The 13464-nt window shown below is 55.0% G+C and carries 8 protein-coding genes; 6 read left to right on the plus strand and 2 right to left on the minus strand.

The features are described from left to right. Window positions 1-114 precede the first annotated feature (114 nt). Genes ACYVHB_RS27915 through ACYVHB_RS27940 form a run of 6 tightly spaced genes read left to right on the plus strand, consistent with a single transcriptional unit; the run spans window position 115 to window position 11461 of the window. Entirely contained in the window at window positions 115-2448 is a 2334-nt protein-coding gene (locus ACYVHB_RS27915) for a hypothetical protein (RefSeq protein ID WP_461055185.1), read from the plus strand. Continuing rightward, window positions 2445-6128 (plus strand): BamA/TamA family outer membrane protein, encoded by a 3684-nt coding sequence (locus tag ACYVHB_RS27920; RefSeq protein WP_461055186.1) that lies wholly within the window; start codon window positions 2445-2447, stop codon window positions 6126-6128. The genes ACYVHB_RS27915 and ACYVHB_RS27920 overlap by 4 nt, the downstream gene beginning before the upstream one ends. Window positions 6129-6143: 15 nt before the next feature. After that, on the plus strand, window positions 6144-7379 hold the full coding sequence (locus ACYVHB_RS27925; RefSeq protein ID WP_461055187.1) for a Pycsar system effector family protein: 1236 nt from the start codon (window positions 6144-6146) through the stop codon (window positions 7377-7379). 6 nt (window positions 7380-7385) lie between these two features. Next, window positions 7386-9494 carry a polyphosphate kinase 1 gene (ppk1, locus tag ACYVHB_RS27930; RefSeq protein ID WP_461055188.1) on the plus strand — a complete coding sequence of 703 codons (2109 nt, stop codon included), beginning with the start codon at window positions 7386-7388 and terminating at the stop codon, window positions 9492-9494. Between the two features lie 21 nt (window positions 9495-9515). Next, window positions 9516-10340, plus strand: a complete 825-nt coding sequence (locus ACYVHB_RS27935) for a phosphatase PAP2 family protein (RefSeq protein ID WP_461055189.1) — start codon at window positions 9516-9518, stop codon at window positions 10338-10340. Window positions 10341-10366: 26 nt separating this feature from the next. Further along, on the plus strand, window positions 10367-11461 hold the full coding sequence (locus ACYVHB_RS27940; protein ID WP_461055190.1) for a dipeptidase: 1095 nt from the start codon (window positions 10367-10369) through the stop codon (window positions 11459-11461). Window positions 11462-11518: 57 nt separating this feature from the next. Here ACYVHB_RS27940 and ACYVHB_RS27945 read toward each other — a convergent pair whose 3' ends face one another. Together ACYVHB_RS27945 and trhO are read right to left on the minus strand one after the other, a co-directional pair. Further along, window positions 11519-12349, minus strand: a complete 831-nt coding sequence (locus ACYVHB_RS27945; RefSeq protein WP_461055191.1) for a PD-(D/E)XK nuclease family transposase — start codon at window positions 12347-12349, stop codon at window positions 11519-11521. Window positions 12350-12386: 37 nt separating this feature from the next. Beyond that, complete coding sequence (gene trhO / locus ACYVHB_RS27950) at window positions 12387-13358, minus strand: oxygen-dependent tRNA uridine(34) hydroxylase TrhO (RefSeq protein ID WP_461055192.1); 972 nt, start codon at window positions 13356-13358, stop codon at window positions 12387-12389. Window positions 13359-13464 lie beyond the last annotated feature (106 nt).

A 13464-nucleotide genomic window follows, 5' to 3' on the forward strand; every position in this document is an offset into this window, starting at 1 on the left:
CATGAACGCTATGCATCGGCTAACCGACCAATTATATTTACCAGTGGCATACCAGTTTCGGCCTGGCCAAACGCATCGCTTGACCATACCCGTGTCTGCAAATCATTCATTACCATGGCAACAACATTACACACACTTTCCTCAGATACCCTCCCGTTTGAGGTCGGGTTGTCTTTTCGCCCCTTTGTAACTTATCTGAAGTCCCAGCGCGAAAGTGATTCGCGCGACGGGGGCGTCTACGGTTTATATAGCTATTTGATTGATCAGTTTGAGCAGGTACCTGCCTGTGCTGAGTGCCCCGAAGCCGTAATTGGCAAGGCCAGGCTGACCGAGCTTTTTCAACTCGCTTCGGTCGCTGTATTGCCCTTAACGGCTGCTGGTCAGGACGTTCCCTACGCCTTTGGCTTGCCGATGCCGCTAACCCTGTTCTATCAGTCAGATGCCTTTACGCAGTTAATGAGCCAGTTTCCCGGTCTGTTGTCGGAACTGCCTGACCAGCTCTGTCAGGAGGATAAACTTCGGTATATGTACCAGCTCATTCTCAAAAAGTGCTACCATATAGATACGGTCAAAAAAGCTATTCCCTCGTTCCACTTTCAAAAACAGATAAACGGCCTGACGAAGTACTTCAGGATGGATATCAACACCAGCTTTATCGAACCCCGGCTCGGAACGTACCTGCCCCCGTTGCAACCGGCCTGGATTGACTACGCGAATGGCACCGGTCAATTGCCGGACGGTCTTCCTCAACTACCCATGGGGGAGTTTTCGTTCGAGGGCTTTTCGTTTTTCAAAGTTGAGGACATCACCGAAACCGAAACCATCCAGCAGCTACACGAGGTGTTTGCGCACCTTCAGTCCGATACCGAACCCATCATTTATAGTCGGTTTGAAGCCGCCCTGCGGGATTTATGTGGCCAGCCAGACCTGCAAATCAGTATATTGCCCATTCCGAAGATAAATGGACGCTACGTGCATCATCCCGACAGCATGTCCCGCAGCGTTTTTATGAGGCATTCGGACATTGTAGATGATCACAAAGACTCAATGGCTCAGAAGATTGCTGCCGAATTGATGAAAAACCCAACGCCCCACCTGTTTCCCGACTTGCAGGGGTTGCCGGACCGGGAGCAGCAGGTACTCCACCAGCAGGGTATTCGTTCCTTTCTGGTGTATCCGATTGCCGTGGCCAACGAGTTTTTGGGTATGATGGAGATGGGTAGTCCCCGGCCTAATGCCTTCAACGAGGGTGTGCTGGCCACCATTGACCGTATCGTTCCGCTCATTCAAGAACTGCTGCGCTACCAGTTACACCAGTTCAATGACAGCTTAGAGCAGCTTATTAAAAAGCAGTTTACCTCGCTGCAGCCCTCCGTCGAGTGGAAGTTTTACGAAGCCGCCTGGAAATCGATACGCCGGGGGCCAAACTCCTCGCTCGATGGTGGAACAACGCTGGTGACGTTCCCACAGGTGTACCCGCTGTATGGCGCCATCGACGTTCGCGACTCATCCGTAGAGCGCCACAAAGCCGTCCGGCAGGATTTGCTGGATCAATTAGGGGTCATTAATGAACTGCTCGACCAGGTACCAGCCGACTCGGCCCGGCTGGAGTCGCTCAAAACTGGACGTCAGCATTGGCAAACCAGGCTGGACATCGGGCTGAGACCGGACGATGAAGTGGCAATTGCGCAGTTTTTGATCGAGGAGGTAAATCCGTACTTCCAAAGTCTGCTATTGAATTCAGCGGAGAGCCAGCCTTCTGTGCAACTGTATTTTAATCGGACGGACCCTAAAACCGGGCAGTTCGGTCAGGCGCTGAACGCCTACGAACGGAGTTTAAACTGGATCAATGCCACGGTAAACGACTACATCAATCAGGAAGAGAAGCAACTACAAACGATTTATCCTCACTATTTTGAACGCTACCGGACCGATGGTATGGAATACACGATCTACGCCGGTCAGTCGATCTCGCCCGATCAACCGTTTGAGCGGGACTATCGCCGACGGCTCTCCGAATGGCAACTGAATTCCATGGTGGAAATGGCCCAACTAACCCACCGGCTGCTGCCCCAGCTGGCGCTGCCGCTACGGACGACGCAACTCATTTTGGTTCATTCCCACCCGGTCGACATAAGTTTCCGGCAGGATGAGCGCCGGTTCGACGTGGAGGGATCGTACAGCATCCGGTACGAAGTGCTGAAAAAGCGGATCGACAAAGCCTACATCGATGGTACGCAGGAGCGGCTAACGCAACCGGACACCATTGCGCTGGTCTATACCCACAGTACTGAACTGGTGGACTACCTGTCCGCTATTACCCAGTTGCAGCGGCAGGAAAGCCTGCAGCCGGATGTTGAGTATGTCGATCTGGAGCCGTTGCAGGGTGTTTCTAACCTGAAGGCGCTGCGCGTGCGGATCAACTATACCGACGAGGTACGATCATGAACAGGCCGCAAAAGATAAGCGGCTGGATCGTCGGGGTGCTTAGCAGCTTTTATTGGTTCACCGGGTTAGCGCAGTCCGTTCCGCCCGATTCGGTGCGGCACCGGGTCATTCTGATTGGGGATGCGGGTCGGCTGCGAGGGGGCAAAAATCCGGTGGTCGATGCCGTCGAAAGCCGCTATTCATTCAATGATCCACGTACTACACTCGTTTACCTCGGCGACAATGTGTATCCACACGGCCTGTCGGATGAGAACAGTCCCGGTTATAATTTCTACGTAGAGTCGCTCCGGTATCAGGCCCGGCCTGGATTGGCCCGGCCTGGACTGGATGGTTCTGGATTGGGTAAACAATCAAAAGTTCTCTTCATTCCGGGTAATCACGACTGGGCGCAGGGCAAACCCGACGGCTGGGACAATATTCGGCGGCAGGGCCGGTGGCTCGACAGTCTGAACGCGCCGAATATTCAGATGCTGCCCGCCGATGGGTGCCCCGGTCCCGAAGAGATTCTGCTGAGTGATAAGTTGGTTTTGGTCATTCTGGATTCCCAGTGGTGGCTGCATCCCCATGATAAACCCGGTCTTGAGTCGGACTGCGCTTGCAAAACCGAGGCCGACGTAGTGGCCCGGCTGGCGGATATTGCACACCGTCACAAAGACAAAGGTATCATTGTGGCGACCCACCATCCTTTTCGGAGCTACGGCATTCACGGTGGTTATTACACGCTTAAGCAGCACCTATTTCCATTCACCGACTCCAAACCCAACCTCTACCTGCCCCTGCCCGTTATCGGATCACTGTATCCATTGGTTCGGGGGGTGTTCGGCAACATTCAGGACCTGCCCAACCCGACGTATAAAAGCATGGTTCGGGCTGTGGAGAAAGCCGTTGCGCAGGCTCCCAACGTAGTATTCGTATCGGGTCACGACCATGCTCTGCAACACATTGTAGAGGGCTCCCGCCAGTATATTGTCAGTGGTTCGGGTATTAACCGCGAACGGGTGAAGTGGGGCAAACTGGCCAGATTCGTCAGCCCCGAATGGGGATACGTGGTGCTTGATGAGTTGGTGAGTGGAGCGCTGATCGCCACGTTCTACACCGTCGACGAAGCCGCTAACGCCACCAAAACCTATGCTAACTCACTTTTTACGATACTATCTGCCCCAAAGTCGGCGCAAAACGCCCGGCAACGACCCGTCTGGCCCGACAGCGTACAGGTCGCTATTGCTCCGGTTTACGACAGCGTAGGCCGGATACACCGCTGGTTGCTGGGTAGCAACTACCGCACCGAATGGGCCACACCCGTTACGCTGCCCGTTTTTGACCTGACCCGCACCAACGGCGGGTTTACCATTCTTCAGCGGGGGGGCGGGCAACAGACGCAGTCCCTGCGTTTGGAAGACAGCACCGGCCGGGAATGGGTGCTGCGTAGTGTTCAGAAAGATCCAGGGAATGCCCTGCCCGCACAACTCCGCGAAACCATTGCCAAGCACGTATTGCAGGACGAAATATCGGCGGGCTATCCGTTTGCGTCGCTGGTAGTGCCCTCGCTGGCGCAGGCAGCCGGGGTTCCCCACGCCAACCCAGCGCTTGTTTACCTGCCCGACGATCCGGCGCTGGGTATCTATCAGGCCGAGTTTGGAAAGTCGGTTTACTCGCTCGAAGAACGCAATCCGGGTACGGGCAAGTCGGTCAGTACGGCTAAACTGCTCGACGTCCTGACCGATGATAACGACAACCACGTTGACCAGCGGGCGGTGCTGCGGGCCCGGATGCTCGATTTGCTGATGGGCGATTGGGACCGCCACGAAGATCAATGGCGCTGGGGAAGCCGCAAAACGGGCACCGGTACCGAATTTTATCCCATTCCCCGCGACCGCGACCAGGTCTTTTTTCGGGCCAGTGGGTTGCTGCCGTACATTGCCGCGCTGCCCTGGCTGCAACCCAAATTTCAGGGGTTTGGCCCCAAACTCGCCAACGTGAACGGCTCGATGTACAACGCCCGGCACGTTGACCGCCTGTTTCTGCCCGGCCTCGACGCGCAGGAATGGCAGCACGAAATCGCGGAGTTGCAAACCCAGATGACCGACAGCGTCCTGCAAGCCGCTGTTAACCAATTGCCGGACACCATCCGGCGGTTGTCGGGCGGTCGATTGCTGGAAACGCTCAAGATTCGGCGCAACTGGCTGCAAAAAGAAGGACTGACGTATTACCGGTTTCTGGCCAAAACGGTGGACATACCCGGTTCTGACAAGACCGAGTTGTTTCGCATCGAGTATCAGGGTGACAATCAGGTAGCGGTGTCGGTGTTTAAAATCGCCAAAGACGGTTCGGTGAAGCAACGCCTGTACAGCCGCGTGTTCAGGGCGTCGGAAACCAGGGAGATCCGGCTGTACGGTCAGAAAGGGGCGGATCGGTTTGCCGTGAGTGGAAAGCAGTCGGCCAATATTACTGTTCGGCTCATCGGGGGCAAGGGGGATGATGTTTTTACGGTGGAAGGTAACCCTGGCAAACCAATTATCTACGACCTGAGCACCGAAGCCAACGAACTACCGAAGCCGGGCCGGGCCGTTCTCCGCACCTCGACCGACCGGGCGGTGAATCAGTATGATCCGCACGTCTTCAAATACGATCGACTGGCCCCGCTGATTACGGCGGGCTACAACTTAGACGACGGCTTATTGCTGGGCGCGGGGGTTCAGTGGACCAAACAAGGATTTCGCAAAACGCCCTACGCGTCGATGAACCGGCTGGTGGTCCGCCGGGCGTTAGCCACCAACGCCACCTCGATCAAGTACGACGGTATCTTTACTGACCTGATCGGCAAGAATGATTTGTGGATCAACGCGTTTCTGAGAGCGCCGGACAACGTCACCAACTTCTTTGGGCCGGGTAACGAAACGATCTACGAAAAGAGCCGGGGCATTCGGTATTACCGCACCCGCTACAACCTGATCAACGTGGCTGCCTTGCTGAAACGTACCCTGATTGCGCACGTTGACGTGTCGGTGGGGCCGGTGTTTCAGCAATTTACGTTAGATGCGGATGACAACGAAGGCCGGTTCATCGAACGATACATAGCCGGGCAACCCGAGCCGTCGCGTTTTCTACGCCGGGAAAGTTATGGGGGCGCGCAGGCGGTGATTTTGATTGACGGGCGCGATAACGCTATATTACCGTCGCGCGGCATCTACTGGAACACGACCGGGCTGAGGCTTTGGGGCTTCGGTAGTCAGGGTAATCAATTCACGCAGATTCAGTCGGATTTAAGCATTCACACCCGGCTGAGCCGGACGAGTCGATTGGTCATCACCAACCGGCTTGGTGGCGGGCTTACCTCCGGAAATCCAGCCTTTTATCAGTTGCTTTATTTAGGCGGTCAGGACAATCTGCGCGGCTTTCGCACGTACCGCTTTGCGGGCAACCACCTGGTCTACCACAATCTCGAAGCCCGGCTGAAACTGTTCGACTTCCGGTCGTACCTGTTTCCGGCGAGCGTTGGGCTGCTGGCCTTCAACGACGTGGGGCGGGTGTGGCTCCGGGGCGAACGCTCCAACCGCTGGCACGATGGCTACGGGGGCGGTCTGTACGTGACCCCCGCCAGTCTGCTGGTCATCACGGCCTCAGTTGGTTTCTCCGACGAAGGGGCACTGCCTTACGTTTCGCTTGGTTTTAAATTCTGACCTTTACTACCCACCATGACTACTACACTCCTGACCCAAATTGAAACTTACGTCGTTCGATTCTTCGATGAGCATCCCCAGCCCGCGCTGGTGTACCATACGCTGACGCACACGCGGGAGGTGGTGGAGGCCAGCGGGCAACTGGCCCGCCATTATCAATTGTCTGAAGCCGATTTTCTGACGGTTATGGCAGCCGCCTGGTTTCACGATGTGGGCTACCTGACCGGCTCTCCGCAGCAACATGAGGAAACGGGCATCTCCTTAGCCACTGCCTTTCTTCAACAGGCAGCGGTGTCGTCCGCAATCATTGGGGCGGTGCAGGGGTGTATTCGGGCGACAAAAATGCCGCAGTCGCCCACCAATCCGTTAGAAGAAATCCTCTGCGACGCCGATCTGTTCCACTTAGGACAGGACACCTACAGTGATAAGCAGAAGCTGATGCGAAAAGAGCAGGAACAGTTAACCGGAACCGAGATTTCGGGCCGCGACTGGCGGCAGCAAAACATTGCCCTGTTCCAAACCCACCGGTATTTCACGAACTACGCGCAGGTCCTGCTGATGAAAGGAAAAGCCGATAACCTCCGGCGGATGCTGGACAAGCAAGCCGAAAAAGGCGCGAAACGTGAACCGACGCCCGATTACCCAATTACCCAAAACCCCGCGTTGACGGCGGACCCACCAGCCGAAAAAGAAGCAAAGAAAAAAGACAAGGAGAACCGACCCGACCGGGGCATCGAAACCATGTTTCGAACCACCTCCACCAATCACGTGCAATTGAGCGCCATCGCCGACACCAAGGCCAATATTATGATTTCGGTCAATGCCATCATGGTCTCGGTCGTTGTCTCGATTCTGCCGCGCCGGATCGAGGAAAACCCCAGCCTGCTCATTCCGACGGTGCTGTTTCTGACCACCTCCTTGCTGACCATCATTTTTGCCATTCTCGCCACCCGGCCCAATGTTACCCAGGGAAGCCTAAGCCGGGTCGATATTGAGCAAAAAAAAGGTAATCTGCTGTTTTTCGGTAATTTTCACCAAATGAGCGTCACCGATTATGAGTGGGGAATCGGGGAACTTCTGCGGGACAGCCAATACCTTTACGGCACGATGACCCGCGACATTTATTACTTAGGGCGGGTGTTGGGCAAGAAATATAAGCTGTTGCGGGGGGCTTATAACATCTTCATGGTTGGCTTTGTCGTGTCTATTCTGGCTTTCCTAATTGTCTTTCTTTTTTTTAGCAAGCACTAAAACAGGATGCCGTTTCCCCAATTTACCTATTTCAACCGGGACCTGAGCTGGCTCCATTTCAATAAGCGGGTCCTGCGGGAAGCGGCTAATCCGGCCGTTCCGCTCTACGATCGCATCCGGTTCTTGGCAATCTTCTCATCTAATCTGGACGAATTCTTCCGGGTCAGAATGTCGGCACTGCTGGTGATCAGTGATCTCAATGATGGGGCCGCCCTGGACAGGGCCGACGCCTATCTGCTGGCCGACGTACAGGCGATGGTGCAGCGGTGCCAGGAGGAGTTTGGTCGGCTGCTGAGGGACCAGATTCTTCCGCAGTTGGTGCAGCAACGGGTGCATCTGTACTACAACGAACCGCTGTTACCCGCCCATCAGCCCGCCGTCACAGACTATTTCTTCAGCCGGGTCCTCGCTTTTCTGCAACCCGTCTGGCTCGATGAGACCCACAGCGCATCCATCCAGTTGCCGGATAACGCCCTGTGTTTCATCGTGTCACTCGTCTCAATTGCAAATCCGGACCAGACTCGGTACGCCCTGCTGCCCATTCCCCGGCAGAATTTGCCCCGCTTTTTTGAACTGCCTGCTTCCGCCGACGGGCATCATCTGTTGTTTCTCGATGATGTAATCCGGCAGCAGCTACCCACCATCTTTCCCGATTTCACCATTCAGGGATGCTACGGGATAAAGATCAACCGGAACGCCGATGTCAGCATTGCCGATGAGTTTTCGGGCGAGATGGATGCGAACGTTGCCTGGATGGTCGATCAGCGCAGCGCAGGGGTACCGACTCGTTTTCTGTACGACGCCACGATGCCTCCCGACCTGCTGGACTTTCTGACCCGCTATTTTGGGCTGACCCGGCCTGAGTTGATTGCTGGTGGGCGCTACCATTCGCTGAGCGATCTGAGCGACCTGCCGAACCCGGTCGGTCGGTCGTTAACGTATCCGTCCCGCTTACCCATTGCGTACCCGGCACTACAGGGCGATGCTTCTATCTTCACCCAAATCGACCAGCGGGATTACCTGTTGCATTTGCCCTACCACTCGTATAACCCGGTGCTGCGGTTTTTCAACGAAGCGGCCATCGACCCCGACGTGCGCGAAATCTACGTGACGCTCTACCGGGTAGCGTCCGAATCGGCCATCGTCAATGCGCTCATCAGCGCGGCCCACAACGGCAAGCAGGTGACGGTTTTCGTTGAACTAAAAGCCCGCTTCGACGAGACGAACAATCTGAAATGGGGCAAGCGAATGAAGGCGGCCGGGGTACGCTTAATCTACAGTATTCCGGCGTTGAAGGTACACGCCAAAACGGCTTTGGTGAAGCGTCAGCGCGGGTGGCGCAGCGAGCAATATGGCTTACTGGCGACCGGAAATTTCAACGAAGGCACCGCCCGTTTCTACACCGATCACGTCTTGCTGACGAGCCATTCGGGGCTGACGCAGGAACTGGACCTGCTGTTTGCGTACCTGCAAAGCCGCGAACAACCCGCTCAGTACGCGTTCCTGCCGTTCCAGCACCTGTTGGTTGCCCAATTTAACTTAGTGGACCGGTTTCTGGGTTTAATTGACCGTGAAATTGCCAACCACCGCGCCAGGCAACCCGCCCGCATTACCATCAAACTCAATAACTTGCAGGAGAAAACGATGATCGACAAACTCTACGAAGCCAGCCGGGCGGGGGTGCGCGTGGAGTTGATCGTGCGGGCCATTTGTACGCTGGTGCCGGGCGTCCCCCGTCAAAGTGAGCACATCACCGTCCGGCGCATCGTAGATCGGTACCTTGAACATGGCCGGGTATTTATATTCCATAACGGTGGTAATCCTGAAACGTATTTAGGTTCCGCCGACTGGATGAACCGCAACCTTCACCGGCGTATCGAAGTGTGTTTTCCGGTGTATGACGTAGCGTTGCAGACCCAGATCCGGCAGCTTATCGACTTCCAGTTGGCCGATAATACCCAGGCTCAGGTGCTCGGTTCTACGACAGATAAGGCACCCGTAGCGGACGATTCCCCGGCAGAGTTAGAAGCCAGCACTAACCGTAGCCCGGTTCGTTCGCAGGAAGCGATTTATGGCTGGCTCGCCGACCAGGTTATACCCAAGTTCAGTTTATGATGTATGCGTTTGTGGTTGATCATGAGGTTACTAATTTATTGTTTACTGCTCGGAACGACCGTTTCCTTCGGGCAGCCTGATAGGACTGATGTCTCGCCCTATCGGGTGCGTAAAGCGTATGAACTGACCGGCTCGGTGCTGTTTATCGGCGCTTCTTACGTAGGATTCCGTGAGCTGGACCGCGTCGCTACCCTGTCGGTTGATGCGCTGGCTAAACTTTCGCCCGGCCGGATTAACGCTTTCGACCGACCCGCCATTTACGGCGATCCGGCCCGGTTTCCCCTTGCCCAAAAACGATCCGACCGGTTTCTAAACATAGCCATTGCGGCTCCGGTCCTGCTGGCCATCAGCCCGCGTATTCGGAAAGACTGGCTCGATCTGCTGACCCTATACGCGGTGACGCATTCGGTCAATAACCTCGTGTACTTTGCAACGGCCTTCCCCATCCGCCGGGCCAGACCATTGACCTATTCGCCAACGGTACCACTCGACCAGAAAACGGGGCAGGCCAAAACGAATTCGTTCTACAGTGGTCACGTCTCATTCAGTGCGACGGCGACGTTCTTCGGAGCCAAGGTACTCACTGACTATCACCACATCACCGGCTGGAAGCGAGTCCTCATTTTCGCCGTAGCCGCCGTACCGCCCGCCTTGGTAAGTGTGAACCGAATTGAAGCCGGAAAGCATTTTCGGACCGATGTGTTGACTGGATTTATCGTGGGTGGTGCCTGCGGCATAGGGGTGCCCGAACTCCACAAAAGAAACCGGAAGAATGGGCAATTAACGGGACAACCGTATCTTACGCCGTTTGGTCAGGGTGGAATCGTGCTCAATTACCGCTTCTAACACACACTGAAAATCTACCATGTCCCATGTTTATCATCGACACGCACCTCGACATTGCGCTTAATGCCCTCGAATACAACCGCGATTATCGGCTACCGGTATCGACTATCCGGGCGTCGGAGCAGGGCATGACCGACAAAATTGACCGGGGCAACAACGTCGTGTCGCTGCCTGACCTGCGCCGGGGGAACATTGGCCTGGTGGTGGCTACGCAGATTGCCCGTGTCAGCGCCAGTAATGGTAATTTGCCCGGCGCGGGCTGGAACTCACCCGCCCAGGCGTGGGCCACGACGCAGGCGCAGCGAGCCTGGTACGAAGCAATGGCAGCGGACGGTCCGAACGGCGGACCCGACATGGTTCAGATTAACAGCCGGGCTACGCTCGATACGCACGTGACGCGTTGGTTGAATGAAGATGAACCGTCCGAAACGAAGCCCGTTGGCTACGTGCTGAGTCTGGAAGGAGCCGATTCACTCATCGACCTGTCGTACTTGGAATGGGCGTATGCTTACGGATTGCGGGCCATTGGACCGGCACACTACAGCACGGGTCGCTACGCCCCCGGCACGGGACTATCAGGGCCACTGACGCCATTGGGCCGCGATCTGCTCCGCGAAATGGACCGGCTGGGAATGATCCTGGATATCACGCACCTGACCGACGAAGGGTTCGACGAAGCGGTGTTACTCTACAAAGGGCCGATCTGGGCGAGTCATCACAACTGCCGGGCGCTGGTGCCCCATCAGCGGCAACTCACCGACGACCAGATTCGTGCCTTGATTGAGCGGGGAGCGGTCATTGGCGGCTGCTTCGATGCCTGGATGATGCGCCCTGGTTTTACGCAGCGCATCAGCAACCCCGCCGACTTTGGCATCACCATCGCCACGATTGTCGACCATTACGACCACATCTGCCAATTGGCCGGAAACGCGCTCCACTGCGCCATCGGCTCCGACCTCGACGGCACCTACGGCCGCGAACAATCCCCCACCGACCTCGACACCATCGCCGACCTGCAAACGCTCCGGAGTGCCCTGTCCGACCGGGGCTATTCCGAAATCGACATCATGAACATCTTCCACGGCAACGCGTTGCGGTTCTTGCGGGGAGCATTGCCGTGAATCAGCATGATGAACTGTACACTACGTAATGACAGCTATACAGGAAATACTGATCAATTACAGATTAGCCTCCATATCTGATTTTAGCTTTGCAACTATCTCAATAGTCAATTCCGTATCTTCTTCCACTACAGCAACGGACAAGCCACGTTTTAGTAGCTTCCGCGCAATCTCAGTTGAGATCTCGAAAGCCTTGGCGTTTTCGATCTTGGCTATCGTGATTTTTGCTGACTCCTTATTTTTGCTGAGTGCTCTTTCTTGGGGAGTCAGGTTCTCAAAGCTGATTAGATCAGCAGCCCGGCGAATTCCTTCGTTATTCTGATTTATCACCGCCCTTTCCGGATTATGGATAGACTGGTAAATCAAATCTAACCAGTCCCGAATGGGTTGGGGAGTAGCTTCGTCAGAATGGTTTGGATTTAAACAAACAAATTGGTGACCATATAAGTCACGCTCTTCGCCCTTAATCGTTTTGGGATTCAATTTAAGTAACAGGACTTCATCTTTGACAGGTTGGCCGTTCTTCTCACTGATGGTATACGGGGCTGTTAAGACAACGATGACATAGACCGTTTGATTTATACCGTAGTCCTTCGAGCGTTTTTGCTGCTCGGCAATTACCATCAGAAAATAATGTAGGAAGCGGTCAAAATTATGGTCGTACTCTATCCGCTGAATCTCAATAACGATCCGCTTGTCAACCGTCTCAGCGAATATGTCTAACTCAAAATCAATATAGCCGATCTTGGGATCAAATTTTTTTTCGGTTTCTATCTTTTCTACCTCTACATCAATACCCAAAATGTCCCGCACAAACGAGGTGAAAACCACTTTATCTGTGAATGCCTTCTTGAAAATTATCTCGTTATCTAAACTACCTAATGTCATGGCTTGTCTGGTTGGCGACAAAGCTACGTAAAAGCCACTACCCGGTAACTACCACCGTGGCCCGCTGTCCGGCGCGGCTTTTGTAGCCCTGAATGGGCGAGTAGCTTTGGGTGAGTTTGCCGTAATAACCGGTACCGTCGTAGGGGCGGAGAGTAGGGTCGCTCTTACAGGCATCGGCGCAGGTGCCGCCGTGCTCGTGGCCGCAGGCTTCGCACATGACGACGTGGTTGTTGCAGAGTGGGCTGGCGCAGTTAATCATCCGAGTGGCGGGCGTGCCGCAGCGGTAGCAAGCCGATACCACCGTGGGGTCAACGTGGTTCACTGCTACTGTCACGCGGTTGTCGAACACGTAGCATTGCCCGTCGAAACCGTCGCCCCCGGCTTCCATACCGTATTTAATGATGCCGCCGTGGAGTTGGTACACGTTCTCAAAGCCCTGCGACAGCAAATACGCGCTGGCTTTCTCACACTTGATGCCGCCCGTGCAGTACGTAATGATTTTCTTGTCTTTCAGGTGGTCAATTTCGTGGACGTGGTCGGGCAGGTCGCGCAGGTTTTCCATGTCGAACGTGACGGCATTTCTGAACTTGCCCACCGCGTGTTCGTAGTTCGACCGCATATCGACCAGCACCACGTCGGGGTCGTTTTTGAGTTGCCGGAACTGCTCCGGGTTGAGGTGAATGCCCGTTTGCCGGAGTGGATCAACGGGGAGGTCAGAGTGGACAATCTCGTTCTTAACCCGGACGTGCAGTTTCTGAAACGTATGCCCGTCCGCTTCGTCTATTTTAAAATCAATCCCGGCAAAACGCGGGTCGGCGTGGAGCGCGTCCATGTACGCATCGCAGTCGGCCGCCAGTCCCGATACGGTGCCGTTGAGTCCTTCGGCCGCCACGATTACTCGTCCCAGCAAGTTCAATCGCAAGCACAGCAGATGATGCTCCTCGCGGTGCTGATCGGGGTTTTCGATGGGTGAATAGATGTAATAAAGAAGAACGCGGTACGGTTTCATAGTACAAAATTAAACCAAATCAGTGGTAAGTTGGTAAGTCATAATAGTCACAAGTGGCTGGCACGTGAATGTTGGCTGCGCCACCCACTTATGACTATTATGACTT

This window comes from Spirosoma arcticum, assembly GCF_054779955.1.